Source organism: Brotaphodocola sp. (genome assembly GCF_983179755.1).
Window position 1 is genome coordinate 38,489 of record NZ_CFAHBC010000005.1, and the last position, 26,617, is coordinate 65,105.

General features: G+C 45.1%; 26 protein-coding genes and 2 pseudogenes. 4 read left to right on the plus strand and 24 right to left on the minus strand.

What is annotated here, in order from left to right; genetic code table 11:
• Nucleotides 1-138: 138 nt before the first annotated feature.
• From AC4EVX_RS03435 to AC4EVX_RS03445, 3 genes are all read right to left on the minus strand, one after another.
• The gene (locus AC4EVX_RS03435; RefSeq protein WP_308451125.1) at nucleotides 139-408 is read right to left on the minus strand and encodes a transcriptional repressor; all 270 of its coding nucleotides are present in this window, start codon (nucleotides 406-408) and stop codon (nucleotides 139-141) included.
• A gap of 408 nt (nucleotides 409-816) precedes the next feature.
• The gene (locus AC4EVX_RS03440; RefSeq protein ID WP_490159564.1) at nucleotides 817-1,245 is read right to left on the minus strand and encodes a flavodoxin; all 429 of its coding nucleotides are present in this window, start codon (nucleotides 1,243-1,245) and stop codon (nucleotides 817-819) included.
• A 37-nt stretch (nucleotides 1,246-1,282) separates the two neighbouring features.
• Nucleotides 1,283-1,873 carry a DUF3793 family protein gene (locus AC4EVX_RS03445; protein ID WP_177978009.1) on the minus strand — a complete coding sequence of 197 codons (591 nt, stop codon included), beginning with the start codon at nucleotides 1,871-1,873 and terminating at the stop codon, nucleotides 1,283-1,285.
• A gap of 295 nt (nucleotides 1,874-2,168) precedes the next feature.
• On the opposite strand from AC4EVX_RS03445, the gene AC4EVX_RS03450 reads away from it, so the two are divergent.
• On the plus strand, nucleotides 2,169-3,011 hold the full coding sequence (locus AC4EVX_RS03450) for a MerR family transcriptional regulator (protein ID WP_490159565.1): 843 nt from the start codon (nucleotides 2,169-2,171) through the stop codon (nucleotides 3,009-3,011).
• Between the two features lie 231 nt (nucleotides 3,012-3,242).
• On the opposite strand, the gene AC4EVX_RS03455 is transcribed toward AC4EVX_RS03450, so the two are convergent.
• The 7 genes from AC4EVX_RS03455 to AC4EVX_RS03485 all read right to left on the minus strand — a co-directional run bounded on the left by AC4EVX_RS03455 (nucleotide 3,243) and on the right by AC4EVX_RS03485 (nucleotide 8,786).
• Nucleotides 3,243-3,605: a cation transporter gene (locus tag AC4EVX_RS03455; RefSeq protein ID WP_177978011.1), complete on the minus strand. Its 363-nt coding sequence runs from the start codon at nucleotides 3,603-3,605 to the stop codon at nucleotides 3,243-3,245.
• A 100-nt stretch (nucleotides 3,606-3,705) separates the two neighbouring features.
• On the minus strand, nucleotides 3,706-3,870 hold the full coding sequence (locus tag AC4EVX_RS03460; RefSeq protein WP_177977994.1) for a hypothetical protein: 165 nt from the start codon (nucleotides 3,868-3,870) through the stop codon (nucleotides 3,706-3,708).
• Nucleotides 3,871-3,886: 16 nt separating this feature from the next.
• On the minus strand, nucleotides 3,887-4,078 hold the full coding sequence (locus AC4EVX_RS03465; RefSeq protein ID WP_177978012.1) for a hypothetical protein: 192 nt from the start codon (nucleotides 4,076-4,078) through the stop codon (nucleotides 3,887-3,889).
• 133 nt (nucleotides 4,079-4,211) lie between these two features.
• The gene (feoB, locus tag AC4EVX_RS03470) at nucleotides 4,212-6,392 is read right to left on the minus strand and encodes a ferrous iron transport protein B (protein WP_177978013.1); all 2,181 of its coding nucleotides are present in this window, start codon (nucleotides 6,390-6,392) and stop codon (nucleotides 4,212-4,214) included.
• Nucleotides 6,393-6,456: 64 nt separating this feature from the next.
• Entirely contained in the window at nucleotides 6,457-6,681 is a 225-nt protein-coding gene (locus AC4EVX_RS03475; RefSeq protein WP_177978014.1) for a FeoA family protein, read from the minus strand.
• An 82-nt stretch (nucleotides 6,682-6,763) separates the two neighbouring features.
• On the minus strand, nucleotides 6,764-6,979 hold the full coding sequence (locus tag AC4EVX_RS03480; RefSeq protein WP_177978015.1) for a FeoA family protein: 216 nt from the start codon (nucleotides 6,977-6,979) through the stop codon (nucleotides 6,764-6,766).
• A 367-nt stretch (nucleotides 6,980-7,346) separates the two neighbouring features.
• Nucleotides 7,347-8,786, minus strand: coding sequence for a cell wall-binding protein (locus tag AC4EVX_RS03485; RefSeq protein WP_177978016.1), 1,440 nt, complete (start codon nucleotides 8,784-8,786; stop codon nucleotides 7,347-7,349).
• Nucleotides 8,787-9,113: 327 nt separating this feature from the next.
• Here AC4EVX_RS03485 and AC4EVX_RS03490 point away from each other — a divergent pair, with 327 nt between their 5' ends.
• Nucleotides 9,114-9,530, plus strand: coding sequence for a DUF5684 domain-containing protein (locus AC4EVX_RS03490; protein ID WP_490159566.1), 417 nt, complete (start codon nucleotides 9,114-9,116; stop codon nucleotides 9,528-9,530).
• A 416-nt stretch (nucleotides 9,531-9,946) separates the two neighbouring features.
• Here AC4EVX_RS03490 and AC4EVX_RS03495 read toward each other — a convergent pair whose 3' ends face one another.
• The 6 genes from AC4EVX_RS03495 to AC4EVX_RS03520 form a co-directional block, all read right to left on the minus strand.
• Nucleotides 9,947-11,209 (minus strand): diphosphate--fructose-6-phosphate 1-phosphotransferase, encoded by a 1,263-nt coding sequence (locus AC4EVX_RS03495; RefSeq protein WP_177978018.1) that lies wholly within the window; start codon nucleotides 11,207-11,209, stop codon nucleotides 9,947-9,949.
• A 100-nt stretch (nucleotides 11,210-11,309) separates the two neighbouring features.
• Nucleotides 11,310-12,338 (minus strand): sugar kinase, encoded by a 1,029-nt coding sequence (locus AC4EVX_RS03500; protein WP_490159624.1) that lies wholly within the window; start codon nucleotides 12,336-12,338, stop codon nucleotides 11,310-11,312.
• Between the two features lie 308 nt (nucleotides 12,339-12,646).
• Nucleotides 12,647-13,678 carry a PfkB family carbohydrate kinase gene (locus AC4EVX_RS03505; RefSeq protein ID WP_177978020.1) on the minus strand — a complete coding sequence of 344 codons (1,032 nt, stop codon included), beginning with the start codon at nucleotides 13,676-13,678 and terminating at the stop codon, nucleotides 12,647-12,649.
• Nucleotides 13,679-13,950: 272 nt separating this feature from the next.
• Nucleotides 13,951-14,601 carry a bifunctional 2-keto-4-hydroxyglutarate aldolase/2-keto-3-deoxy-6-phosphogluconate aldolase gene (locus AC4EVX_RS03510; protein ID WP_177978021.1) on the minus strand — a complete coding sequence of 217 codons (651 nt, stop codon included), beginning with the start codon at nucleotides 14,599-14,601 and terminating at the stop codon, nucleotides 13,951-13,953.
• Nucleotides 14,602-14,779: 178 nt separating this feature from the next.
• Nucleotides 14,780-15,547 carry an IclR family transcriptional regulator gene (locus AC4EVX_RS03515; RefSeq protein ID WP_177978022.1) on the minus strand — a complete coding sequence of 256 codons (768 nt, stop codon included), beginning with the start codon at nucleotides 15,545-15,547 and terminating at the stop codon, nucleotides 14,780-14,782.
• Between the two features lie 90 nt (nucleotides 15,548-15,637).
• Nucleotides 15,638-17,122, minus strand: coding sequence for a UxaA family hydrolase (locus AC4EVX_RS03520; protein ID WP_432628923.1), 1,485 nt, complete (start codon nucleotides 17,120-17,122; stop codon nucleotides 15,638-15,640).
• A 440-nt stretch (nucleotides 17,123-17,562) separates the two neighbouring features.
• Here AC4EVX_RS03520 and AC4EVX_RS03525 point away from each other — a divergent pair, with 440 nt between their 5' ends.
• Entirely contained in the window at nucleotides 17,563-18,612 is a 1,050-nt protein-coding gene (locus AC4EVX_RS03525; RefSeq protein WP_490159567.1) for a LacI family DNA-binding transcriptional regulator, read from the plus strand.
• Between the two features lie 69 nt (nucleotides 18,613-18,681).
• The gene (gene uxaC / locus AC4EVX_RS03530; RefSeq protein ID WP_490159568.1) at nucleotides 18,682-20,097 is read left to right on the plus strand and encodes a glucuronate isomerase; all 1,416 of its coding nucleotides are present in this window, start codon (nucleotides 18,682-18,684) and stop codon (nucleotides 20,095-20,097) included.
• A gap of 194 nt (nucleotides 20,098-20,291) precedes the next feature.
• Here the strand turns inward: uxaC and AC4EVX_RS03535 are convergent, their stop codons facing one another.
• The 8 genes and pseudogenes from AC4EVX_RS03535 to AC4EVX_RS03570 form a co-directional block, all read right to left on the minus strand.
• Nucleotides 20,292-20,798: a GNAT family N-acetyltransferase gene (locus AC4EVX_RS03535; protein ID WP_308452054.1), complete on the minus strand. Its 507-nt coding sequence runs from the start codon at nucleotides 20,796-20,798 to the stop codon at nucleotides 20,292-20,294.
• A gap of 83 nt (nucleotides 20,799-20,881) precedes the next feature.
• Nucleotides 20,882-21,244: a VOC family protein gene (locus AC4EVX_RS03540; protein ID WP_308452053.1), complete on the minus strand. Its 363-nt coding sequence runs from the start codon at nucleotides 21,242-21,244 to the stop codon at nucleotides 20,882-20,884.
• A 14-nt stretch (nucleotides 21,245-21,258) separates the two neighbouring features.
• Complete coding sequence (locus AC4EVX_RS03545; RefSeq protein WP_490159569.1) at nucleotides 21,259-21,738, minus strand: pyridoxamine 5'-phosphate oxidase family protein; 480 nt, start codon at nucleotides 21,736-21,738, stop codon at nucleotides 21,259-21,261.
• A gap of 173 nt (nucleotides 21,739-21,911) precedes the next feature.
• Nucleotides 21,912-23,090, minus strand: a pseudogene (locus tag AC4EVX_RS03550) (RNA-guided endonuclease TnpB family protein).
• Entirely contained in the window at nucleotides 23,041-23,451 is a 411-nt protein-coding gene (tnpA, locus tag AC4EVX_RS03555; RefSeq protein WP_490159570.1) for an IS200/IS605 family transposase, read from the minus strand. The pseudogene AC4EVX_RS03550 and the gene tnpA overlap by 50 nt, the downstream one beginning before the upstream one ends.
• 237 nt (nucleotides 23,452-23,688) lie before the next feature.
• Nucleotides 23,689-24,273 carry a flavodoxin family protein gene (locus AC4EVX_RS03560; protein ID WP_490159571.1) on the minus strand — a complete coding sequence of 195 codons (585 nt, stop codon included), beginning with the start codon at nucleotides 24,271-24,273 and terminating at the stop codon, nucleotides 23,689-23,691.
• 132 nt (nucleotides 24,274-24,405) lie between these two features.
• Entirely contained in the window at nucleotides 24,406-24,831 is a 426-nt protein-coding gene (locus AC4EVX_RS03565) for an N-acetyltransferase (RefSeq protein WP_490159572.1), read from the minus strand.
• A 123-nt stretch (nucleotides 24,832-24,954) separates the two neighbouring features.
• Nucleotides 24,955-26,550, minus strand: a pseudogene (locus AC4EVX_RS03570) (AAA family ATPase).
• Between the last annotated feature and the right edge of the window lie 67 nt (nucleotides 26,551-26,617).

Consider the following 26,617-nt stretch of genomic DNA (forward strand, 5'->3'; position numbering starts at 1 on the left):
AGAAATTCCGTTTCTTTTTTTCATCCCTATATGGTTTCTCATTCCTGCACTCTATCAAATTTTCTTTTCTTGAAAATTCTTACCCACATCCAGCAACGATTCTCCCATTCTTAATCATTCTTAATCTTCCGAAAACCTCTATGCGGTTGCCACTGCATTGGTACAGTCAATTCGATACATGTTCTTGCGCTGAATCAGTCCTGCCTCCTCAAGTGTCTTCACCAGGCGGTAAACCGTTGCCATTCCGATCGTCGGATCATGCTTTGCTGCGCGATAATAAATTTCCTTGCAGCAGCTACATTCATCCTGAAGAATGATATCAATCAGCAGTTGTCTCTGACTGGTAATTCTACACCCGTTCTTCTTTAATTCCTGTATAATAAATCCTTTCTTAGTCTCGACAGACATGTTTTACCTCCTTCTTCTCCCTTTTTGTAAATATTCGTGTATTTGCGAAAATACGTTTTACTTTTAGATAACGCTTCTAATTGTTTCCTCTTTATCAACGTTTCTCAGTCTTATTTGAGACTGATTATCATTTTCATAGTTATCATACGCTAACTCTTTTGAAAAGTCAAGCTGATTTTTTTCATTTTTTCCCATTTTTTTCAAAAGTACAGCTGCACATTTTTCTTCATAAAAAGCCTAAAAAAGAGCGGGCAGACTCATCCTGCGTATTCCCGCAGAAAAATCTGACCGCTCGATTCTTCATTTCCAATCTTTTGCAAACTGCTCCGGTCTTCCTCCGTTTTCACGGACTTTTCCCCGGACTGTCTGCACAGACAAACTACTGTCTTATACTTGTTTTATGATTGATTACAGGTTTGCAAGCTCAGCACCGATTGCCTTGCACTTGTCAAGAGCCTCATCATCCGGAGTCAGATTTGCAATGCAATCCTCTCCGCCGATTACCTTAGCACCTGCCTCTTCCATACGGCTGGTCCAGGTGCGAATCCACTCGCCGTCACCCCAGTCATAGGAGCCGAACAGAGCGATCGTCTTTCCGCTTGCAAATGCCTCTACCTGAGTTACGAAATCATCCATCTCGGAATCCAGCTCCTCAGCACCCATTGCAGATGCGCCGAGAGCAAATGCCGGTACATCCTTCAGTGCGCTTGCATCTGCGCTTGCTACCTCAACAACATGAGCGGTTGCTCCAGCGGACTCTGCGCCTGCGCCAACTGCCTCTGCCATTGCCTGGGTATTTCCGGTACTGCTCCAGTATACTACATAAACATCCTTCATTTCTGTTCTCTCCTTTTTTGATTCTTTTATTTATAATTTAAGAAACTGCAACCTGACCGAGCGCATAGCCATTCATGATCTCCTGCATGGCCTGCTCCTTTGCCTCGTCGTAGACACGGAAGGTTCTCTCCGCCTCCTGTGGGTTGTGGTAGACTTTCCAGTATCTCGATGCCAGACTGTTCTGACCGGCATTCTCAATAAATCCCTCCACATCCTCAAGCGGATACTCGAGAAGAACTCCTAACTCATGTGGGAACTCTCCCCTTGCCTGTGCGTACAGCCGGTATCTCTCTCTCAGTCTCTTTAACACCGAGCCGACGTCAAAACAGGTATATCCATATCGATATAAGAACTTTCGTATTTTCTCCTGACACAGATGAGTCCGCAGACGGTCAAAGCGATATAAAAACAGGACTTCCTTCACTCCATCCGAGTACAAAGGCACGCAGACAATTCTGCTCTTCTTGAGATATGCACGGATCTTCAACCAGCTTCCCTGCTTCACAGAAATCAGATTTGACATCTTGACTCCCTTTAAAACCGGTGCACACTGCGTCACAACCTGAAAGCCCAATTTTGCTTCCGGCGTACAGTTATTTAAAAAAGAAAGCATCGTCTCAACCGGCATATCGGTTCCTCCTGTTCATTTCTTCTCCGTTTGGTTTTTCTCTCCTGTTCGGATGGATATATGTTAGCATAAGCTAACTCGTGCGTCAACACTCTTATCCGCCACATTTTCTCAACTGAGAAAATCTAATCGTTAGAGAGTATCTTCTTACTTCTTATATCTTCTTATTCTTACTCTTTCTTAACGTTTTCTTACCCGTATTGATTTTCTTCTGATTTCCTGATATATGTTTTACAGAATCTTTCATTTTTATTCCATCAAAAAGAATTCGTTTTTTCACAAGAGAGGACTTGTTATGAATATCGAAAATATAACAGACTTGCCACAGACAAAATATCGCATCGGGGATGTCGCGGAGATTATCGGAATGAGCCGGGACAGCCTGCGATACTATGAAAAACGAGGGCTTCTCCCCTCAAAGAAAGAAGACAACGGCTATCGCTACTACACAGAGGAAGACCTCGGACGACTGATCTCCATCCTCTATCAGCGAAAGATGGGACTGGGACTTGATAAGATTGCTCTCGGATTTCAGGAATTCTCCTCCGATCAGTCAAAGATCTGTCGGATGAGAGAACAGCTTGCAAGAGAGAAAGAAGAAATCCGCGAACACCAGCGCGCAATTGCCCGCCTTCAAATGAGTCTTGAAGACTACGAACTGATCCACCGTCACAGCGAAGAGATCATCGCCAAGGACTTTCCTGCCTCCTATGTCATTCTCCCGGAAACAGGCTTCTCGGAGGGGATCACACAGTGGTTTCGCCTCGCCTCCCGCTATCCGGGGCTTGACATGATGTACGTCTTTGACTCTTACGCCTGGAACCGGGATGGCGATGAAATCAATCTCCACTATCAGAAGAGTCTGATGATCTTAAAGAAGGAATTCCGCGATTTCGTTGAATATCCGTTCTCCGAGACTTCGACTCCTCTCATCGAATCCTTCCCCTGCCTCTGCGCCTTCTCAAACTCCAGGAAACGCCTTCCACCGGAAGAACAGGTGCGCGCCCTCCTCGACACCGCAAAAGCCCAGGGACTGACTCCTGGTCCTGAGCTTTACTGCACCTTCATCGGAAAAAGCGAGCATGAGGAGCAGATTTTCTACGAGCTCCAGCTCTATCTCCCCGTAGCCCAGAAGTGAAACAAAAACAGACAGCTCCTCTGATCTCTCCACGGCACACTCACACCACCTGCCATACAGATCGATCTTTGGAACTGTCTGTTGTTGTTTTTTTAGAAAGGTTTTTTTAAGAATGTGCTTCGGCAACCATCTGCTCCTGCGCCGAGTGCGCATCTTTGTTCCACTGCGGTCGGTGCATAATAAGCGCCACTGGCGCTTTGCACCCCAATCCTATGAAATAAAAAAAGGACATTACTCCTCAATCGAAGTCACTTCATAACCGGCTCTCTCCACGCGGGCCTTCACATCTGCGGAATCGATCTTTCGATCATAAGAAACAATCGCCTCTCCGTGCCTGAGATTGACTTTTGCGGAAGCTCCGTCAATCTTGTTGATCACCTCCGTCACACGATTTACACAGTGCTGGCAGGACATTCCCTTGATATGAACCGTCATCTTTCCGATCACCGGATTTTCTAACTTCTTCTCCTCTGCCGGAAGCTCTGCGGAGCCACCTCCACAACAGGAACTCTCGCCTCTCATATGTTTCATGGTTCCTCTCACTGCAAAAATTGCAATCACAAGCAGAACCACAATGATAATTGCATTTGCCATTTTTCTGCCTCTATACTACTATACTGTTTTTATCTTTATTATCATTACTGTATCTTACGAAATTTCCTATTCAGAAAATTCCTGCCTGTGTACAGTACCTCTACTTCTGTGATCTGCCCTGTTCTTCACTCCGGAATTTGCGGTCACGGATCTGCTCTCTCCATTTCTGGAACGCCTTAAATCCGCCATAAATTGCAACACCTGCCACATAGAGCACAATGAAGATGAGTACCATATAAAACATGGAACCTGTTGAATTTCCCATTTTCGATCCCTATCCTTTATTTATGGAATTTCTTTGGAGCGTGCGAATGGCAGGCTCCTCCGCACGAAGAACAGCTACCGCCACAGCCGGAACAGCCACCGCTTCCACAGCTACCGCCACAGCTGTCACCGAGTGCGCCCGTCTTCTTCCAGTAAATGACCAGACCACAGTAAGCAAGTACAACTGCCATCACAAGAATATCAGCCATTTTGATGCGCCTCCTTTTTTTGTGCAGAGAAGCCGGGCACATTTCTGCACCCAGCTCCCACTTAAAAAATCGTTTTCATAACTGTTCAGTACCTTCACAGTCACGAGCAAAAATCCTATTTTTCTACCTGTTATTATGATGCAGACTGTACAGATCTCTTGGAGTAAGTCTTCTGATCCTTGTACGGGTCCGGACGGAACAGCATGAACAGCATGAATGCCAGAACAATGAGTGCTGCGATCGTACCAATACCAAATGCACCGCCACACAGAACACTGCCAAGCTGATATACAACCAGAGTTACTGCGTAAGCAAAGATGTTCTGGAACAGAATTGCAAACCAGAACCACTTGCGATCCTGCATCTGCTGAGCCATCGTGGAGATTGCTGCCAGACACGGGGAATCAAGCAGGTTGAACAGCAGGAAGCTGAAACCGCTGATTGCAGTCGGGAACCACATGCCAACACCGGTTGCAACGGTATCTGCATCCTCAACATCACCAGCAACATTTGCAAGTACTCCCATCGTGGAAACGATACCCTCTTTTGCACTGAAGCCGGAGATTGCTGCTGCAACCGGCTGCCACTCGCCCCAACCAAGAGGAGCAAACAACGGAGCGATTGCACCGCCAACGATAGCCATCAGGCTGTCAGCGGAATCCTCAACCATTCCGAATGCGCCATCCTGAACACCGAAGGTACTCAGAATCCACATTACTACGCAAGCCAGGAACAGGATGGTACCTGCCTTGATCATGAAGCCTTTCAGTCTCTCCCAAACGTGAAGCAGTACGGTTCTTGCAGACGGAATGTGGTACTGCGGGAGCTCCATTACGAACGGAGCCGGCTTACCGGAGAACGGCTTGGTCTTCTTTAACATGATTGCTGCAACTAAAACTGCGATGATACCCACGAAGTACATGATCGGGGTCATCAGACCTGCAACATCCCAGCCAGTTACATAACCAGCCATAACACCGCCCATCAGAGCGATAACCGGGAGCTTTGCACCACACGGAACAAAGGTTGCAGTCATAATTGTCAGACGACGGTCATTATCCTGCTCGATCGTCTTAGATGCCATGATTCCCGGGATACCACATCCGGAGGAAATCAGTAACGGGATGAAGCTCTTACCGGACAGTCCGAAGTGACGGAATACGCGGTCCATAACGAATGCGATACGAACCATGTATCCACAGTCCTCAAGGATGGACAGGAAGAGGAAGAGGATTGCCATCTGAGGCATGAATCCAAGTACTGCTCCAAGTCCGCCGATGATACCGTCAACAACAAGGCTGACTACAAGGTCGCCGGCGCCGGCATTCTCAAGGAATCCAGTTGCGATTTCCTGAATAGCACCGACAAAGGTATCGTTCGTCCAGTCAGTAACCAGGGTTCCGACTGTGGAAACGGATATGTAGTAAACAACGAACATAACAGCAACGAAGATCGGGATACCGAGGATACGGTTCGTAACGATCTGGTCGATCTTATCGGAGGTCGTCATCTTCTCCTTGCCCTTCTTCACACTGGAAGAAACGATCTTCTGGATGAAGCTGTAACGTCCGTCGGTTACGATACTCTCCATATCATCGTCATGCTCTTTCTCAAAAGCAGTTCTCGTCTCATCTACAACTTTCTTTCCGGAATCGGACAGCTTTACAGATGCAACGATCTTCTCATCGTTCTCAAGGAACTTGATTGCGTACCATCTCTTCTTGTCATCAGTGATAGACTCCGGAAGAACAGCCTCAACCTTGTCAACTGCACTCTCTAATTCCTTGGAGAAGATCTCCTTCGGAAGATCTACTTCCTTCTTCTTTGCGGTCTTCACTGCCTCGTCGATCAGCTTATCAAGACCGGTCTGCTTCAGAGCAGAGATCTCTACGATCGGGCAGTTTAAGAGCATGGACAGACGCTCTACATCAATCTTGATTCCTCTCTTTGCGAGAAGATCGGTCATGTTCAGAGCGATTACAACCGGAACACCAGTCTCGATCAACTGGGTGGTCAGATACAGGTTTCTCTCGATGTTGGTTGCATCAACCAGATCAACGATTACATCCGGATCATCTTTCAGAACATAGTCACGGGTTACTACCTCCTCCAGTGTGTACGGAGACATGGAATAGATACCCGGAAGGTCTGTAACGATAACATCGTCATGTTTGCCCTTCTTCAGTTTACCTTCTTTTTTCTCAACGGTAACACCCGGCCAGTTACCAACATACTGGTTGGCACCGGTCAGAGCATTGAACAGGGTTGTCTTACCACAGTTCGGGTTGCCCGCGAGTGCGATTTTAATTGCCATTTCTTTCCCTCCATGAGCATTGCGCTCGTTCCTGTGCTTTTCTTTTGAATGAATCGCTCAGTTTTTATTTCGCCTTTACTTCTACGCACTGAGCATCATTTTTTCTTACTGAAAGCTCATAGCCTCTTACAGTAATCTCAACAGGATCTCCCAGAGGAGCTACTTTTCTGATATAAAGCTCGCTTCCTTTTGTGATACCCATATCCATAATACGGCGTTTGTAAGCGGCATCACCGGTAATTTTCGCAACGATTACGGTACTGCCTACTGCTGCATCACCTAAAGTCATCGTGATTATCTCCTTTCCTGAAAACTCATCTTTATAATACAACGCTTTTCCATTCCCTATGACGGATGACTGATTAACTCGATTACATCTCCATCATAATGTGGCGCGCCATATCCTGATTAATGGCAACTCTTGAATCTTTGATATTTACAATCATGTTGCCTCCGATTGCGGATACGACAGTTACTTCTGCTCCAACGACAAATCCGAGATTAGAAAGAAATCTCTTCGTGTCATCGCTTCCACCGACCTTGCGAATCTTATGTACTTCGCCGGTCTGCATCATTGTCAGTGGCATTTCTCTTCTCCTCTCCTATGTATCTTGTTCTACGTGTTTTATTACTACTACGTTAGCACCAGATAACTCTTTCGTCTAATTAGTATACGCTAACTAATGTTAGCCGTCAACAACTTTTTTGAAAAATATTTTATATTTTTTTTATAAATGACCCTCAAATACAGAATCAGATGCAAAAAAACAGGCTTCCAGCAGAATTTTTTCCGCCGAAAACCTGTTTTTTTTGTTTTATGTGATAGGAATTTTAATTTTGTTACATTTTAAAAGGATGGTTGTGCAAAACTTATATCGATGATGTGCCAAATTTCTCCAAGCATCGATTGCCATTGTCTAAAAAATTTATCTAAGCGATATGATCTGATCACTCTTACTTATCAGCATCTGCCTTCCACTTTTCGCTGTCCTTGTAGGTCACTACACCGTTGCTGTCTGTGCAGTAATAGTAATCGTCGGCATCCTTGATATTCTTCTTGCTCTTCTGAATCTTACCGGAAGTATTTACAAGGTAATCCTCATCCTCGTAAGTCACAACTTTGAGCTTCTCATCCGAATCTGCCTTCTGGAGCTGACCCTTGATGTAGAGATAGCCGTCATCGAATCCATCAATGCCCTTTCCTCTCTCATCACCGGACTTCTTAAAGCTGTATTTGTAAGTCTCTCCATCTAGGGTAATCGAAGCGGTTCCCGTCTTCAGTGCTCCCTCCTTGGAGCTTCCTCCAAAGTAGTAGACATCCCAGGCTTCATCTGCTTCCGGAAGATCGCTCTCACTCTCAATCTCCTCGTAGGAAACAATCGTTCTTCCATCCACACTCAGCTTGTACAAACCGTCAAGCATCTCTCCATGCTCGTCAAATCCATAATAGTAGCCATTGATCTTTTTGATCTGGCTTACCGTCAGATCTCCGTCTTTATCGGCATAGAACCAGTGTGCCTCATCGGCATCGTGCGCTTCTGAATCCACATTCTCACCCGGAACGGTGTAGAACCAGCCAATGCTCAGCCAGCTATCCGACGGCTGACTGTAAAACATGTTGCTTGCCGATGCCGGAGTCGCCTCAGACGGGGTTGCATACCAGTTGAAGATCGCATTTCCGTTCTCTGTGAAGCGGTACTTCTTTCCATTGATTTTCTTCGTCGTGTCCACAGTCTTCTTACCGTTGCTCTTAAAGTAGAACCAGTAATAATCCTGGAAATCATCATCCTCCTGCTCGTCATCGACAACATCAATCTTCGCCCACTGGTTATCTCTGAGCGCACCATCACCGGCATCTCCGAGATAGTAGACACCCTCTTTCCACGCGTCATCTCCCGTCTGACGCTCCGAGGACTCGTTGACCCAGCCGTAGAGCATTCTTCCCTGATCATCAAACGCATACTTCTTTGTCGCACCGCTCGCCGTCACAATGCTCTTAAACGTCGTTTTTCCGGAATCGCCTGCCTTGTACGCCTTTCCATTCGGTCCAAAATAATACCATGCGGTATCAGAAGCGTCCTCGCTGTCATCGTCATTGTCAAGCTCTCTCCACTGGTTCTTCACCTGCACACCGTTCTCATCGACGTAATAGTGCTCATCATCCACCTCAACCAGTGTGTCGGTCGCCATATCGCCGTTCTCATCGAGCCAATACCAGTTGTTGCCGGATTTCTTCCAGGACTCCGTCGCCAGATTGCCATCTGAATCATAGTAATGCCAGGTTCCATCTGCATTCTGCCAGCTATAAGCCGCAAATGAAGTCATCGAAGCTCCAATCGTCATCGTTGCTACTGCCAGCGGAATCAAGATTTTCTTTTTATTTTTTAATTTCATGTCTATATTCTCCCTTCCATTTCCATACGCTAATCGCGACTTTTTTCTCTCTTTCTACTTTTTATTGTTTGCTATCACTTGTTCTCTGTGATAAACTCACTGTACACCTTGGAACGATTCCAAGGTCAAGCGATGTAATACTTTCGTAATAATTCGTAAGTCCCCCGTAACTTCGTAAGGCAGACGTAAAAATTGTGTTTGCTTGACGCTGTAAGGGGTTTCCTGTATAATTCAGATTAGTAGATAGAAAGTTTTCTAATTTTTACAGAAAAATCCTCGATCAAAATTTGATCCAAGTCTATGGGAAATGGAAAGGAACTTTTGCTTATGGATGGAATGATAGCAGTTTTTGCCATAGTGGCAGTTTTTGTGATCTGCTGGTATATCTTGAATGTCGTCGCATACTGGCGCATTTTCACAAAGGCAGGGGAAGCCGGTTGGAAGTCCCTGATCCCGGTTTACAACACCTACGTTCAGTACAAGCTCACCTGGAATACAAGGATGTTCTTTGTCTCACTTGCACTCTCTCTGATCACAGGAAGCCTCTCGATGATCGGAGGCTCCGCTGAGAACCTCAGCTATGTGATCTCCCTGATTCTCGCCGTGATCCAGCTGACCGCCCTCTACAAGCTCGCAGAGGCATTTGGACGCGGAGTCCTGTTCGCTGTCGGTCTGGTGTTCTTAAACCCGATCTTCCTGCTGATCCTTGGATTCAGCGACAACCAGTACCAGGGGGCGCACTAAATTTCCGAAAGCGTCGACTTAAAACGTTGTAGAAGTAGCACCTGTCGACGATCAAACAAATCTGCACCAAAACTGAAAGCGTACATTACTAAGTAACAAGGCGACGAAAGGCGAGAAAGCACCTGCAAACCCGTGTGAGACGTTGGTGCTTAGGCTGTGTCATTTACAGCCTTATGCACCACTACGTCGAACCCGGAGCGAGAGCGCGTTTGCAGGGCTTTACTCGCCGTCGGAGCATATAACGCAAGTTTCGGTGCAACACAAATCAACAAAAAAAGCTGTTCTGCGATCCCTCACAACTCAGTGGCGAATCACAAAACAGCTTCTTTTTTATATTTTATATTTTTTGTCTTACATTCTTTGTCTTATTTCCTCTTCTCCAAATTTCTCTTTAGAGCTTCAGAAATCAAAAACTCTTACTTCTTATACGCAATATCCTCAAGACGCAGATGACGCGGAAGTCCATCAACCATCATCGGGGTCAGCTCCGCCTGAATCAGCGGGCGCACATAGTCAAGGAACTCATCGGTCACATAGTCACCAGCCTCATTGATCCACTCTCTCGGAACCTTCTTCTCGACATTCGCAATCTTGTGAACATCATAGATATCGGTTACGCACAGATACGGATCATCGGAGACACGCTTTAAGATAACCATCTTGCCGGTCTCACCCTCGAAAGCAGCCTTTACAGCAGCTCCACCTACCTGATAAGCCTCGGTGATATCCACACGACCTACGATATGGGAAGCACAACGCTGAAGAGAGTTGAACTCGATTGCTCTCGTCTTACAGCCAACTTCCTTAGAGATCTTCTCAGCAAGGAAACGAGCCGTTCCTGTCAGCTGACGATGACCGAATGCATCCACATAGTCGATGTTGTCGGTCAGCTCGCAGACATAACGTCCATCTGCCACCTTGACACCCTCTGAGATTGCAATTACGACAGATTTCTTCTTCTTGTGGATCTCAGCCACCTTCTTCATGAATGCATCCACATCAAAGGTGATCTCCGGCAGGAAGAGCATATCCGGACCTTCACAGTCCTCACCGGTTGCCAGTGCAGCAGCTCCGGTCAGCCATCCTGCATTTCGTCCCATGATCTCGATCAGGGTAACGTTCTGCTGATCATATACCAGACCATCGCGAATAACTTCCTTTGCGATCGAAGCGATGTACTTTGCAGCACTTCCGAATCCCGGAGTGTGGTCAGTCACTGCAAGGTCATTATCAATCGTCTTCGGAACACCCATGAAGCGGATCTTGCTTCCATTTAAGATTGCATAATCAGACAGCTTCTTGATCGTATCCATCGAATCATTTCCACCGATGTAGAAGAAGTAGTCCACGCCCAGCTTGTCCAGAATCTCAAAAATCTTGTCATAGACAGCACGATCATCCTTGATCTCCGGCAGTTTGTAACGGCAGGAGCCGAGGAATGCAGACGGAGTACGCTTTAACAGATCGATGTCGAGATCGCTTCTGATATGCTCAGACAGATCTACAACCTTCTCTTCAAGCAGTCCCTGAACACCGTGAAGCATACCGTACACCTTTCCTGCTCCGCGATCCTTTGCAGTCTTAAATACACCTGCAAGGCTGGAGTTGATTACTGCGGTCGGTCCACCGGACTGTCCTACGATTACATTGCCTCTGATTTGACCCTTAAATGTCTTCATAAAATTGTTCCCCCATTATCTTTTTTTATTGCCTTATCCCTTATTTTAAACTTTTCCCATACTGTCTTTCTTTTTTCACGCTATGAGTCCCCTTATTACTCTAGCGTGCCATCTCAAGCTGTGGTCCCGTGCTCTGGTGTGCCTTGATGATCGTCTCAATCTCCTCAAGATCAGAGGACGGAAGATCGCCTGGAATCGTATTCTTCACAGAACTCGTCGCGTTGCCGTACTGCATTGCACGCTCACAATCAAAGTCACTCGAGAGCAGACCATAGAGAGCGCCTGAAATATAAGCATCTCCGCTTCCGATTCGATCCACAACCTCAATATCGCGGTATGGCTCCTCCTCGTAGTAGCGATCATTCTTCGCATCATAGACAACAGAGCCGAAATCATGACGCTTCGGGCTGTGTACCACGCGCTGAGTCGATGCCACAATCGAGATCGGATAGTCCTCGGTAAAGCTCTTCATCATCTCTTTTGCTGTGCCAGTCTTCTTGAATGTCAGACGTGCGGTATCCTCTGAGCAGAAGAAAATGTCCACATACGGCAGGATCTGCTCGATGCATGCCTTTGCTTCCTCTCCGCTCCACAGGTTTCCGCGGAAGTTGACATCAAACGAAACAATCGTTCCGGTTGCCTTGAAACGCTTGATCATCTCAATCGTTGTCTCCCGGATCTTCGGGCTGAGAGCCAGCGTGATTCCACTCGTGTGGAAGCAACGCGTTGCCGTATAGACATCCTCCGGGATCTCGCTGATGTCGAGGGAGTAGAATGAGCTTCCGATACGGTCATAGATAACCTTCGGCTTTCTCGGGTAAGCTCCACTCTCGTAGTAGTAGATTCCGACACGGGCATTCGGTGACTTATCATAAATGAAATAGTCATCGCTGATGCCATAAGAACGGATTTTTCCTTTCATGAAAGTTCCGATATCATGAGACGGAAGTTTGGAAATGACTCCGGTGTGAAGTCCAAGCAGAGAAACTCCAACTGCCACATTCAGCTCTGCACCTCCGACCTGCTTGATAAAGGTATCTCCGCGAACAAGACGCTCATTGTTTGGCGGTGACAGGCGAAGAAGCACCTGTCCAAGTGTCAGCAAATCAAAATCGCTTGTGTTCTCCATCATTTTGCCCTCCGGCGCTTTTGCGCTTTCTTAAATTCTGTTCTGTATTCTGTTCTGCTGTGTATGGAACTCATGATCTGACAAAGAACTCTGAACTTTGGAAAGAGTCCAAAAAGAATCCCCAAAAAATCAAACGAATTCTGAAGAATTCTGATAGATAAAATGGCTAATTCCTGTTACGGAAATTAGCCATTTATCTACGATGTCAGTATATCAATCTTTTATTTATAAAATAACGAATACCCCAAAAACTCTCTGTGAATTCCAAAGGAATCCCCAATGAATTTAAAAGTCCCTGTGAACTTTAATTATCTCTGAACACGACCTGAACCGTCGCCACCTGCCAGATTGTCAACATCTGCACGGCTAACAAGGTTGAAGTCGCCCGGGATGGTGTGCTTCAGAGCAGATGCAGCTACTGCGAACTCCAGAGCATCCTTCATGTTCTTGCCATCTACCAGACCGCAGATCAGACCACCAGCGAAGGAATCTCCGCCACCTACACGGTCAACGATCGGAGCGATGCGGTACTTTCTGGAGTGATAGAACTCACGGGTCTTACCATCCATGATGCAAGCAGACCAGCCGTTGTCGGAAGCGCTGTGGCTCTCACGCAGGGAGCTGATGATGTACTTGAATCCGAACTTGTCAGCCATCTGGTTGAAGATATCTACATAACCAGCCAGCTCCAGCTCACCGGAGGTAACATCGGTGTTGCCCGGCTTGAAGCCAAGAACCTTCTCTGCATCCTCCTCGTTACCGATGCAAACGTCAACATACTGCATCAGGTTGGTCATAACCTTCTGAGCCTTCTCGGAAGACCACAGTTTCTTACGGAAGTTTAAGTCAACAGATACGGTTACGCCGTGAGCCTTAGCAGCCTTTAAAGCAGCCTCGGTCAGCTCGATTGCAGCGTCGCTTACAGCCGGGGTAATTCCGGTGAAGTGGAACCAGTCTGCATCCTTGAAGATCTCGTCGAAATCGAACTCGTCCGGAGTAGCGGTAGAGATGGAGCTGTGTGCACGATCGTAAACAACGTTGGAAGCTCTCATTGCAGAACCGGTCTCAAGGAAGTAGATACCCAGTCTCTCACCGCTTCTTGCGATGTGCTTGGTTCCTACATTGTACTTTCTCAGAGCTGCTACTGCGCAGTCACCGATCGGGTTGGACGGAACAGCGGTAACGAAATCTACATCATGACCATAGTTAGCCAGAGATACTGCTACGTTAGCCTCACCGCCACCGTAGTTTACATCGAACTCGTCTGCCTGGATAAATTTCTCATTATTCGGGGTGGAAAGTCTCAGCATGATCTCACCCATGGTTACTACTTTTGCCATTTTTGTGTCTCCTTATTTTTTATTTTTTCTTCTATTACTCTTTTTATTGCTTTATTGCTCTTTTTGTTTTAAACCAATTGTTTTGTACTAATTGATTTATACTAATTCGCTTTGTGATGATTTCCCATGAATGACCGCGTCCGATCCGATTTCTCAGAGCAGGCGCGGTATCCAAAGTGAATCCAAATCCTTTATCGAATAATCCGCAAATACGAATACTGAATCTCAGATAAATAAATCTTACCGATTTATAAACGTGTTATAAATGTAAATTACTTACGTGCTGCTGCTACTGCTGCAACGAACTCCTGAGCCTTTGCAGTTACTGCTGCGAAGTCGCCGGTCTTAGCACCCTTGGTCAGGCTGCTTCCGGTACCTACTGCGTATGCACCTGCGTTGATCCACTTGTCTACGTTGTCTACATCAACACCGCCACTCGGCATGAACTCGCCCTGCGGAAGCGGTCCACGGAAGGAGCTGATTGCTGCCGGTCCTACAATGTTGCCCGGGAAGATCTTGATAACGTCGCATCCAGCCTCAAGAGCGGTAATTGCCTCGGTAGGAGTCATAACGCCCGGAAGCATCGGTACTCTGTAACGGTTGCACAGCTTGATGGTCTCAACGTTCAGGCCCGGGCTTACAACGTAGTTTGCACCAGCCAGGATAACCTGTCTTGCAGTCTCCGGATCAAGAACGGTACCTGCACCGATTACAACCTTGTCGTTGTCCTTGTACTTCTTAGCCATAGCTGCGATGAAGTCAACCGGGTTGCCCTCGTCCATAGTCATGGTGATCTCGATGAAGTTGATTCCGCCGGCGATGATTGCGTCAACAACCTTCTCGCCCTGCTCCAGGTTCTTTGCACGAACAACTGCTACCAGACAATCTTCTTTCAGTCTTGCTAATACCTGCTCTTTTTTCATGATAGTTCTCCTTTTCTTGGTTTCATTTATTCGTATATGCGAATTCGTTTCACATTTGCGATTTCTATACTTGAATTCTAATAGTTTCTTTCCCATTTGTCAACAGGAAATCTACTTATTTTTATCTTTTTCTGTCTTACTTCTTATCTTTTTCTATTCTGCCCGTATCTGGGAATTTTTACCTGCGCACAGAACCGATAAAACCGAGTCTTTTCGAGACCTCCTGTGCCTTTTCAGAGACCATTTTTCCGAGGAGTTCATAGTTCTCCGTCGGCTTGTACAGGCTTGATACACTGATTGCTCCTGCGACACTTCCATCCGGTCCAAAGACAGGCGCACCGACACACTCCATATGTTCTTCCATCTCGCGCGCATCAAACGCATAGCCGTTCTGGCGCACGCGATCAAGCTCTGCAAGCAGGGACGCTCGGTCCATGATCGTCCGATCGGTCTTCTGGCGGAATTTGATCCGGTTGATCACCTGACGCACCGTCTCCTCATCACTGAACGCGAGGATCGCCTTTCCAAGCGAGGTGCAGTACATCGGATTCTTCGTTCCGACAGTCGCCGTCGTGATGATCGGATTCTCCGGCTCTGCCTTACAGATATAGACGACATCGTGATCAGAACGCACCCCGAAAAAGACCGTCTTGCCGACTTCCTTCGCAAATGCGCGCAGTTCTGGCTCAATCACACTGATAAAATCCAGGTTGTTGGTATAATTGATTCCAATCCGGTACGCAGTCAGACCAATCGTATACCGCTGTCTCTGACCGCGGTCCACATTGACCATTCCCATCTCCGCAAGAGTCGTCACAATGTCATAGGCACTCGTCTTCGGAAGTTCCAATTTTTCACAGATGTCATCCAGAGTGATGCCTTCCGGATTCTTTGATACCAGTTTGAGGATCTCGACAGTCCTCTGGGTCGTTCTATTCAGTTTCATATTCTGTCACGCCTTTCTGTGGCAGGGGCAGGAGCAATCAATCGGGATCGATTATCATTGGAATAAAACAGCAATGATAAAGTAACAATCTTACAGCGTTACACCCTGCTTGAAGATCGCCATATCGTGGAAGCCGGCCTCCTCTGCCTTTACTTTCTTACCTGAAGCAACTGCCAGCACATAGTTAAACAGATCCTGTGCAAGCTCTTCCTTACTCTTATCTTCTACCATACGTCCGGCATTAAAGTCAATCCAATTTTCCTTGTGACCAGCCAGCTTGGAGTTGCTCGAAATCTTGACAGTCGGAACCGGAGATGCAAACGGAGTTCCGCGACCGGTTGTGAACAGAACGATCTGTGCGCCGGATACTGCGAGTGCAGTGGAAGCAACGAGGTCATTGCCCGGTGCAGACAGCAGATTCAGACCTTTCTCCTTTACCTGCTCACCGTATGCGAGTACACCCTTAACCGGAGCACTTCCGGACTTCTGGGTACATCCGAGGGACTTATCCTCCAGAGTGGAGATACCGCCCTTCTTGTTACCCGGAGACGGGTTCTCGTAGATCGTCTGGTTGTGGCTCTTGAAGTAGTTCTTAAAGTCGTTGATCAGATGAACGGTCTTGTCAAACAGCTCCGGAGTTGCACAGCGATCCATCAGAAGGGTCTCTGCACCAAACATCTCCGGCACCTCAGTCAGAATCGTCGTACCGCCCTTGGAGATCAAAAGATCGGAGAATGCACCAACCGTCGGGTTTGCGGTGATTCCGGACAGACCGTCAGAACCGCCACACTTCATACCGATGATCAGCTCGCTTGCGTCGATCTTCTCTCTGGAAAAGCCATTTACATAGACAGCCAGCTCCTCAAGCAGTTTCATAGCCTCTTCCTGCTCGTCCTCAACGTCCTGGCACTGAAGGAACTTCACACGCTGATCGTCGTACTCGCCGATATACTGCTCTTTTAACAGCGGAATGTTGCTGTTCTCACAGCCGAGACCGAGAACGAGAACACCACCTGCGTTCGGATGATGAATCATATCAGCCAGAACAGTACGGGTGTGCTCCTGGTCATCTCCCATCTGGGAACATCCATAAGGATGGGTAAACGCAATGACATCCTCGACATTGCCACCGATCAGTTTCTTTGCCTGACGCTCAAGTGCCTGTGCGATGCTGTTGACACAGCCAACGGTCGGGATGATCCAGATCTCGTTTCTTACACCGACTTTTCCATCGGTACGGCGATATCCGTCAAAATATGCATGCTCGGACTCTTTCAAAGTAGAAGCAACCGGATGATACTGGTACTCAAGCAGATCACCCAGAGCGGTCTTTAAGTTGTGTACATGTACCCAGCCACCTGCCGGAACTGCTTCCTTCGTGTAACCGATGCGGAAACCGTACTTAATAACCTCACTGCCCTGCTCGATCGGCTTTAATGCAAACTTATGACCCTGCGGGATATCCTCCTGCGTCGTCACATTGTACTGACCGACCGTGAGCTGTTCGCCTTTCGCAATCGGACGAAGTGCAACTGCGACATTATCGTTCTCATTGATTCTGATAAAATCCTGCATAACTCTTCTCCTTATCTATCTCTTTTGGTGTTTCTTTTTTGTTTTTCGTGTTTCTGTTTTGGCGTTTCTTCGTTTCTTCTTTTTTTACTTCTTTACCTCTTAATTTGCTGCTTACTTTTAATGTTTTTTAGTACCTTAAAGCACCTTAATGCTTTACCAGCTTTACCACTTTTTTGCTGCTTTACTGCTTTCATGTTTTCATTTCATGTTTTCAGCTTTATACTTTCGGTGTCATCTTTGGTGTCATCCTGCACTCCTCAAATTAAGATCTTTTAAGGTCTCATTTCAAGAGATCCAGACACTCGCCTTGTTTTTGTAAGTGCTTACAATTATTCTACCTAAACTCTCCCTATAAGTCAAGATGGAATCTTTAATTTTTTTCAAATAAATTCCATAAAACCTCTCATAACCACTTGCATTATTTCATTTTGACGGTTATAATGGTACTAGCTTGTAAGCACTTACAGAAAACTAGGGAGGAAAGACGGATGAACATTTATGACGTATCGAAAAAAGCCGGAGTGTCCATCGCTACTGTCTCCCGGGTTCTCAACGGCAATCCCAATGTCAGCGAAAAAACCCGGGCGCGGGTACACGCCGTCATGAACGAGCTGGGATATACACCGAACGTATTTGCAAGGGGACTGGGGCTTGGCTCCATCAAAACCATAGGTATCATGTGTTCGGATTCCTCAGATCCATATCTCGCACATGCAATCTACTACCTTGAACGCGAACTGCGTGTGAATGGATACGACTCCATTCTCTGCTGTACAGGCAACTCTCTCGAGACCAAACAGCAGTATTTCAATCTGCTCCGTTCCAAGAAAGTGGACGCGATCATCCTTGCAGGTTCTAAATTCATTGAACCGAAAGTCAAGGACAATACCTATATCATTGATGGCGCACAGGAGATTCCGATCATGCTCGTCAATGGTTATCTCGAAGGAGACAACATTTACAGCACCGTCTGCGACGATCGCATGGCGGTTCACAAGGCAACCGGTCAGCTCATCGCCTCCGGATGTCGAAAGATTGTCTACCTTTATACGAGCAATTCCTTCAGTGGAACGAACAAGATGAAGGGGTACCGCGATGCACTCACCGGACACGGTCTTCCGGTTCGACCGGAATACATCCACCAGTGTGAGAAAGATGTGATCTGTGCCCGCGATCTTCTTCTTGAGCTCGCCAAGGATGACCTTGTCTTCGATGCCGTGATGACCTCGGACGACACTCTTGCAGTCGGCGCAATCAAGTATGCTCACATGCAAGATCTCAAGATTCCAGACGATTTGAGCATTGTCGGATACAACAATTCGACATATGCGATCTGTACCGATCCGGAGCTTACCTCGATCGACAGTAAGGTGGAGGCACTCTGCACTGCCACAATCAATACCCTTATGGGCGTTTTCAACGGTGTCAACGTACCCAGTCGGACTACGATTGCCGCCGATTTGATAAAAAGAGCAACAACAAAATTTTAAAAAGTTTTAGGATTTAAAAAGTTGTAAGTTGTATCTATCTACTATATTCATTTAAGGAGGATTTTTCCAATGAAACAGTTTATGGACAAGGATTTTCTTCTCTCAAGCGAGTCTGCACAGGCATTATTCCACAACTACGCAGAGAATATGCCGATTCTCGACTACCACTGCCACATCAACCCGAGAGAGATCGCTGAGGACCGCAAGTTCGAGAACATCACTCAGGTTTGGCTCGGCGGTGACCACTACAAGTGGCGTCAGATGCGTTCCAACGGCGTAGATGAGAAGTACATCACCGGTGATGCTTCTGATCGTGAGAAGTTCCAGAAATGGGCTGAGACCATGGAGAAGCTGATCGGCAACCCGCTGTATCACTGGAGCCATCTGGAATTACAGCGTTACTTCGGTTACACCGGACATCTGTGCGGAGATACCGCTGAGGAAGTTTGGAACCTGTGTAACGAGCAGTTAAAGAACAAGTGGACTGTTCGTAGCCTGATCAAGGCTTCCAACGTAACCCTGATCTGCACCACCGATGATCCGATCGACTCTCTTGAGTGGCACAAAGTCATCAAAGAGGATCCGACCTTCGACGTACAGGTTCTGCCGGCATGGAGACCGGACAAGGCTACCAACATCGAGAAGCCGGAGTACGCTTCCTACATGCAGAAGCTGTCTGAGGTGAGCGGTGTTGAGGTTAAGGATTTCGCTTCCTTAAAGAGCGCAATCGACAATCGTATGCAGTTCTTCACTTCCATGGGATGCAGCGTATCTGACCACGGTCTGGACTTCATCGTTTACGTTCCGGCAACCGACGCTGAGATCGATGCAATCATCGCAAAGAAGCTGTCCGGCCAGGAAGTTACCCAGGAGGAGATGCTCAAGTACAAGACTGCATTCATGATGTTCCTTGCAAAGCAGTATCACAAGTATGACTGGGCTATGCAGATCCACTACGGTTGCAAGCGCGATAACAACGCTTACATGTACAAACAGCTCGGACCGGATACCGGATACGACTGCATCAACAACTACGCTCCGGCAGCTCAGACCGCTGACTTCCTGAACGCACTGAGCGCAACCAACGAGATCCCGAGAACCATTCTGTACTCTCTGAACCCGAACGATGACGCTGTAATCGGCACGATCATCGGATGCTTCCAGGATACCTCCGCAGCAGGCAAGCTCCAGCACGGTTCTGCTTGGTGGTTCAACGATCACAAGGTAGGTATGACCAACCAGATGACCAGCCTTGCAAACCTTGGATGCCTCGGCAACTTCATCGGTATGCTGACCGACTCCAGAAGCTTCCTGTCCTACACCCGTCACGAGTACTTCCGCCGTGTAATGTGCGAACTGCTCGGAAGCTGGGTAGACAACGGTGAGTATCCGGATGACCAGAAGGCTCTTGAGAAGATCGTAAAGGGCATCTGCTACAACAACGCAGTGAAGTACTTTGGTTTTGATTTAAAGACTGTTGAGTAAGTTTTATTGAGTAAGTTTAGAAGTTAAATACTCTTAATACGGTCAATACTGTCGAAAAAAATTAAGACGTTTCAAAAGAGAAGAACCCGTTCACCTGGATGGTGGGCGGGTTCTTTTTGGTTGTTTCTGTCTTTATTCTATTTTTTATTTTCTTTTCCCTAAGATGTTAGCTGTTTTAATTTTACCATTTTTCATTACAGTTTTATCCAATATCGAAGGACAGAAACTCCATCATCCAGTACTTCATTTTCCAGCACGCCGCCATTTTTCTCAATCGTTCTTGCCGAGGCAAGGTTGGTTTTTTTACAGCACATCAGCACCTCAGAAATTCCAAGTTTCCGACATTCCTCAAGAGCCAGTGCAATCATCTCTGTGCCAAGACCTTTTCCGCGCTCACTCGGACGAATTCCATCGCCAATATGTCCACCGCTGAAACGCAATTTATCGTTTAAATAATGCCGAATATTAACTGCACCGACAAAAATATTTCTCTCCGTGTCAAGACAGAAGAACGTAGAATCCGGCACAAATCCCTCAGGTACCGCATTTTCCCCAAGACTTTCCATATATTGATCCGTATTGTGATAATCACATCTGCAAATCGCCCACGGAACAATTTTTTCGTTTGTCGCCGTCCATTCATCCATCATATCGATTAACTGAGTTGTAAATTCTGCGCTGTATTTAACAAGTTTAAGCATCTCTGTATTTATATGTCCTCCACGAATTCTAAACCATTCTCATCGTTCATCTGCTTTGTTGTTCCTAGAAATCTTATCCTTCTTCATTCAGGCGTTCTCACCTCAATCAAATTTCCATCCAGATCATAAAAGCGAACCATCTTCTGCCCCCAGCTGTGCGCCGTGAGCCGGTTGACATACTGCACCTCCGGATACAATCGTTCCAGTTTTTCAACAAACGCCTCCAAATCATTCTCTTCAAAATACAATTCACAGGCATTGTTTCTCGGGATGACCTCTTTTCCCAAAAACTCCCGCCAGATCTTCTCATCCTGAAGCACAAGTCCATCCATCAAGATCATATTTCCATCATTGTCAACGATTCGATCAAGCCCGAACAGATCGTGATAAAACTGTCTCGATCTTTCGATGTCTTTCACGACAATCAAAATATTTTTTAATTTCATTTTATTTATCCTATCTAGCGCTCCTGTATCTCTTTGCCACTCATGTGTTCAATCTCAATTTCAAAAACCTGTACTGCTTTTTCAAGTCGGGCAATTTCCTCATCAACCAGCTGTTCCGTCGGATAGTATTTCATTGCCAACTGTTTTAACAATGTCATCGCCTTCTCACCTGTTTCAAGCAGATGGCATCTGCCAAACACAACCGTACTCTGCACAAACGGCGCCCAGGCTTCTTCTTTTTTGATCTTCTCATTTCCGTAAACGGTGAAACACACCTTATCATTCGCCCTCAGAGCATCGGCTTTATGTCCTTCACGCGCCCCGTGAAAATAAATTTTCTGATTCTCTCTATCATAATAATAATTGACCGGAATCGCATATGGATAACCATCATCCCCATTTACCGCAAGGACACCTCTCCGGCTTTTTTCCAAAAGAGACTCCGCCAGACTTCTATCCATTTCCTTTTTCTTTCTACGCATTTCTCGAAACATTCTTTTTTCCTCCAATCCAGTCAAATTGTGAATTACCCCGACTTAAAGAAGTCGGAGCTTCCTACTTCAACCACTACTGCGTTCGATGTAGCAAAATACACCAAACGTCTTACACAATGTCCACCGGCGTTAAGTTCGGGCTGATTCCATCCCTACTATGTCCCATTTATCGTTTATGCGCTTTCTTTTAAGATTCGTAAGCCTTCCTTTCGAATATTGATTGCAGCATTGATATCCCTTTTATGATGATGATTACAGTTTGGACAATCCCATTCGCGAATTCTCAAGTCTTTTAACAGTGGATTTTGATATCCACAACAATGGCAAATTTGGGAACTTGGATACCATTTGTCTACTTTCACAAAATATTTCTTGCGATCGGATAATTTATACTCAAGCATCGAAAGAAACATTCCATATCCATTATCAAGCGTCGCCTTTCCGTTTCCAAATCCTTTATTCGACATTGCTCTCAGGTTTAGACTTTCTACACATACGACATCATACTGATTGGCTATCTCAGTTGATTTCTTATGTAAATGATCGAGACGCTGATTGGCAATATGTCTGTGAATCTTATTGATCTTTTTCAATTGTTTCAAATAATTCTTCGATTTTGTTTCATTCTTTTTAGACCCCACTTTTCGAGAAAGTTTTCTCTGTTCTTTTGCAAGTTTCTCCTGACTTTCTCTATACTATTTGTGATTACTTCCAATTTGACCATTGTGATCCACATACAGACCATTTGACGCATAATCCAGACCAATCACATTTTCCAGATCTGCTACATAATCACAAACAGGCGGATCAAATTCAAACAAAACAGAGGCAAAAAAACTTCCATCGGATTCCTGTGAAATGGTAGCGGATTTTATCTGCCATCCTTCTTTTGGTTTTCTATGAATAACTGCTTTTATTTTTCCGACTTTTGGTAATTTCAGTTCTTTCTCATACAAAGCAATCGTCCCTTTTTGATTATTTGTCGTATAGGATTTTCTGCTATGTTTTGCTGATTTATATTTCGGAAATCCATTTTTCTTTTTTCGCGTCTTACTAAAACAATTCCGAAGTGCTGCCTGTAAATCCAACTGCTTATTCGCTAATGCCAGGCTGTCTACCTCTTTCAGGTATGGATATTCTTTTTTATATTTTACTGGCGTAACCGTCACAAATTTTCCTGTTTTTTCATAGGATTCTTTCTCATCCGTAAGCATAAGATTATAAACCTTTCGGCAACAACCAAATGTTTTTGCAAAAAGTTCTGCTTGTTCTTTTGTCGGATACAGTCGATATTTAATTGCTTTATTTGCTTTTCCTTTTTTTCCCCTGCGATTGGATGTATTCTCTAACAATTTCTACGGTTGCACCTCCCGTTGTAAGCAGACAATAACTTTGTGACCAAAACATCTCTTTCCATAAAGACTTTCTTATCATAGGAAATTCTTTCTTAATGAGACGACTACTTGCGGATTTATATGCATTAATAAATTTACTGATTTCAGTATTTAGCTGTCCTCGAAACAAAATGTGAACATGATCAAGATCATGGTTCCACTCTTCTAATTCGATATGATAGTTCGGTGCTATATACTCAAAAATCTCTTTTAAGCGATTCGAAATCGGATTATCAATCACTTTATTTCGATACTTAATGCACATAATCAGATGATAATTTAATAAAAATACTGAATGATTATTCGTGTCAAGATTCATTTTATAAATACCTCTTATCTCAATTACGACTGAATGATAAGAAGATTATAATATGACCAAAAATAAAAGTCAACGCCGTGTATCTCGCAATTCATCCCCCCACCTACACATTTGTTTAGAGGTGGGGGATTTCTTGCTCACGGTGTGTTAAATTCAAGCCGACGCTCGCTGAGACTTGGCGCGTAATTCTGGTCAGCTCTGCTGACATCTTCCCATCAAAATTACTGCGCTTCTCCACTACTCTGCATAAATGTTTTTTCCAAACTGATATGCCTCGCTCAAATGGTTCGTCTTATCAATCTGCGGTCTTCCATTCGTGTCACCACATCCACCCGCGAGCAACATTCCCTTGTCACAAAAACCAATATAATTGATCACAGCAAACTTGTAATAAGATACCGCCTGCTCATATGTCCAGAACAGATCATCGGCGGAAGTCATCAGCAAGACGGCATCCTTAACCGGATATTTTTCATATCGACCGAGTGGCGGATTTGGATCTTCTTCTGCGATACAATAAAATCTCTCGATAAATGCTTTCAGCTTAGAGGATATTGTCCAAAATAATAACGGAGATGCAAATGCAATCATGTCGGCTTCCTTTATTTTCGGAACGAGATCGTTAAATCCGTCTTTCTGGATACATGGCTTTCCATAACGGCAGGCATTACAGCCGATACAGCCTTTTACCTCAATCTTATTAAGCGATATGAGTTCTACCTCATGTCCGGCATCGCTATCCCCCTGCATAAATGCATCTACCAACTGCCTTGTATTTCCCTTTGGACGACCCCCACCCAAGATTACCAGTATTTTCTTCATGGCTCACTCCGTTTTTATTGTTATTTTACTATTTCTCGTTCTCAATAACAAGAAGATAAAATAAAACAGCTTCAAAAGCAAAATTTTTTATCTGACAATGAAGCTGTTTTGTAGTAAAGATGTTTGCTTAATCTATTTTCGTTTCCATGCCATTACATAATCTTTTTCCCCAGTAGCTTCATCCAAACTTTCAAACTGAATTTTAAAACCCTCTCTTTGATAAAAGGATATTGCCCGTGCATTTTTCTGGTATACATTCAAGAGTAATTTGTTTCTTTTATCCTTTGCATAATTTAGCAGAATTTTACCTATACCCTGCGATTGCATTTTATCAGAAATAAAAATGCCCTCAACATATTCCTTGTTCATTCCTACAAAGCCTTGTATTTCTTTATCATTCTCATACACATAAACCTCTGCCTGTGGCAACATTTCTTTTACTAATTTAAAATTGTTTTTCCAGTATTGAGCAGAAATAAAATCATGTGCTTTTATATTAGTATCCAACCATATATCTGCAACTTTATTTATGTCCGCTTTTTGTAATTTTCGAATCATAATAGGCACCGTCTCCGCAATTTTCGATTATTTCTTTCATAATATCATAAAAAACAGGGCTAACGTACAAATTTTCAAGTTTATACATTAGCCCTATCTTATTCATCCACCATTTTCAGTTTTTTACTTTTCTCTTATATACGGTTCAATCCGGCACTGGTGCTCTTTACGCTTCTTATCGTAATTGATCCCAACCAACAAAATATCTCCCGCATACGTCTCGATCGATGTCGGATATTTCTTATCTCGAATCTGATCCAATGCTGTCTGTGCATTTTGATTCCATTTTAGCTCTACGACAAGAGCCGGGTAATCCTGCACATATTCTGGTTTTGGAAGAAAGACAAAATCTGCAAATCCTCTTCCATTAGGAAGCTCTCTAATCGGCTTAAAATAGTACTGCATCGCACTCAAATATGCAATTGTCAACACACTGCTCAGAGAATTCTCATTGTTATACTGGATTGCAGATGCATACTCCATATGGATCTTCTCGATCCCCTCTGCGACAGCTTCCTCATCCATCTCAAGCGTCGCTTCCAGAAGCTCTGCTGACTCTCTCTGAAACACAAAAAATTCATTCCAGCGAGTGCTCTCCACTGCAACTGTAAGTTCCTGACGGATCTCTTCATTTGGAACAAATGCCGTCTGTGTCTGCTCATTATATCCAAGATACCCCAAATGAATCAAATACGTGATGACATCATCCTTATTTTTAAAGTTCACTGTATCATTCTGAAAGAATTTTACCTGAACTTTCACCGATGTCCCCGCAAGCATTTCAAGAACTGCTGTTTTGAGTCCATCAAAATCTTGATTAATCAGTGGAACGACCACCTCATAGCTTCCGGTTTCCGACCAATAGCTTTTGAATCGTCCGCCCTTCGTCATCAGCTTTACAACCGCAACCGGATTATAAATCTGATAATCTCCCAGCAGATATCCATCATACCAACGCTTCACCTGAGAAAAATCTCTTCCGTATCTCTCACAGAGTTCCAACACTTCCGCTTCCGTAAAACCGACATACGGCGCTAACACACTTGCATCCAACATCGTAAACTCATCAAAATTGTTGAGAGCCGACTGCGTTTTCACTTTCTTGATCGGAAGAATTCCTGTCAAATATGCAAGTTGAATATAGTTAGTTGGAAGAGAACCCTTAAACATTCCCCTCAGAAAATTAATATACTCCTCCTGCACTTTCTGATTCATCGCCTCATCACGAATCAGAACATCCCATTCATCGATGATAACAACAAATTTTCTTCCTGTCGCCATATGAATCTTAGATAATGCCTCCGGCAGAGTACGAATTTCTTCTGGAAGTTCACGCGAGTAAATTTCTCTTAATTCCGCGATGGTTCTCTCCGAAATATACGAAAGCACATGTTCCGCTCCCTCGGCGGACTCCATGCACCACTGAATATCCAAGTGAATCACATCATATGCATTTAGATATTTTTTGAACTCCGGACTTTTGCTGATCTCTAATCCCGAAAACATCCTCTCTGAGTCACAGGATCTGCAATAGTATGCCGTCAGCATATCCGCCGTGATCGTCTTTCCAAATCATCTCGGACGGCTGTTGCAAATAAATTTTGCAGTTGTGTCCATCACCTTATTCGTATATTCCAGCAATCCGGTCTTATCCACATAGATCTCTGAATTGAGTGCAACCTGAAACGCACCATTTCCGGGATTTACAAACTGCCCCACCTTCACCGCCCCTTTCTATGCTAAACAAAATAAAAGTTAAGATATCTTGATTTTAACATTAATGTCT

Coding starts and splice junctions, on each gene's coding strand:
- AC4EVX_RS03435 (WP_308451125.1), bottom strand. CDS start 408: ATGTCTGTCGAGACTAAGAAAGGATTTATTATACAGGAATTAAAGAAG.
- AC4EVX_RS03440 (WP_490159564.1), bottom strand. CDS start 1,245: ATGAAGGATGTTTATGTAGTATACTGGAGCAGTACCGGAAATACCCAG.
- AC4EVX_RS03445 (WP_177978009.1), bottom strand. CDS start 1,873: ATGCCGGTTGAGACGATGCTTTCTTTTTTAAATAACTGTACGCCGGAA.
- AC4EVX_RS03450 (WP_490159565.1), top strand. CDS start 2,169: ATGAATATCGAAAATATAACAGACTTGCCACAGACAAAATATCGCATC.
- AC4EVX_RS03455 (WP_177978011.1), bottom strand. CDS start 3,605: ATGGCAAATGCAATTATCATTGTGGTTCTGCTTGTGATTGCAATTTTT.
- AC4EVX_RS03460 (WP_177977994.1), bottom strand. CDS start 3,870: ATGGGAAATTCAACAGGTTCCATGTTTTATATGGTACTCATCTTCATT.
- AC4EVX_RS03465 (WP_177978012.1), bottom strand. CDS start 4,078: ATGGCTGATATTCTTGTGATGGCAGTTGTACTTGCTTACTGTGGTCTG.
- feoB (WP_177978013.1), bottom strand. CDS start 6,392: ATGGCAATTAAAATCGCACTCGCGGGCAACCCGAACTGTGGTAAGACA.
- AC4EVX_RS03475 (WP_177978014.1), bottom strand. CDS start 6,681: ATGACTTTAGGTGATGCAGCAGTAGGCAGTACCGTAATCGTTGCGAAA.
- AC4EVX_RS03480 (WP_177978015.1), bottom strand. CDS start 6,979: ATGCCACTGACAATGATGCAGACCGGCGAAGTACATAAGATTCGCAAG.
- AC4EVX_RS03485 (WP_177978016.1), bottom strand. CDS start 8,786: ATGAAATTAAAAAATAAAAAGAAAATCTTGATTCCGCTGGCAGTAGCA.
- AC4EVX_RS03490 (WP_490159566.1), top strand. CDS start 9,114: ATGGATGGAATGATAGCAGTTTTTGCCATAGTGGCAGTTTTTGTGATC.
- AC4EVX_RS03495 (WP_177978018.1), bottom strand. CDS start 11,209: ATGAAGACATTTAAGGGTCAAATCAGAGGCAATGTAATCGTAGGACAG.
- AC4EVX_RS03500 (WP_490159624.1), bottom strand. CDS start 12,338: ATGGAGAACACAAGCGATTTTGATTTGCTGACACTTGGACAGGTGCTT.
- AC4EVX_RS03505 (WP_177978020.1), bottom strand. CDS start 13,678: ATGGCAAAAGTAGTAACCATGGGTGAGATCATGCTGAGACTTTCCACC.
- AC4EVX_RS03510 (WP_177978021.1), bottom strand. CDS start 14,601: ATGAAAAAAGAGCAGGTATTAGCAAGACTGAAAGAAGATTGTCTGGTA.
- AC4EVX_RS03515 (WP_177978022.1), bottom strand. CDS start 15,547: ATGAAACTGAATAGAACGACCCAGAGGACTGTCGAGATCCTCAAACTG.
- AC4EVX_RS03520 (WP_432628923.1), bottom strand. CDS start 17,122: ATGCAGGATTTTATCAGAATCAATGAGAACGATAATGTCGCAGTTGCA.
- AC4EVX_RS03525 (WP_490159567.1), top strand. CDS start 17,563: ATGGTACTAGCTTGTAAGCACTTACAGAAAACTAGGGAGGAAAGACGG.
- uxaC (WP_490159568.1), top strand. CDS start 18,682: ATGAAACAGTTTATGGACAAGGATTTTCTTCTCTCAAGCGAGTCTGCA.
- AC4EVX_RS03535 (WP_308452054.1), bottom strand. CDS start 20,798: ATGCTTAAACTTGTTAAATACAGCGCAGAATTTACAACTCAGTTAATC.
- AC4EVX_RS03540 (WP_308452053.1), bottom strand. CDS start 21,244: ATGAAATTAAAAAATATTTTGATTGTCGTGAAAGACATCGAAAGATCG.
- AC4EVX_RS03545 (WP_490159569.1), bottom strand. CDS start 21,738: ATGTTTCGAGAAATGCGTAGAAAGAAAAAGGAAATGGATAGAAGTCTG.
- tnpA (WP_490159570.1), bottom strand. CDS start 23,451: ATGAATCTTGACACGAATAATCATTCAGTATTTTTATTAAATTATCAT.
- AC4EVX_RS03560 (WP_490159571.1), bottom strand. CDS start 24,273: ATGAAGAAAATACTGGTAATCTTGGGTGGGGGTCGTCCAAAGGGAAAT.
- AC4EVX_RS03565 (WP_490159572.1), bottom strand. CDS start 24,831: ATGATTCGAAAATTACAAAAAGCGGACATAAATAAAGTTGCAGATATA.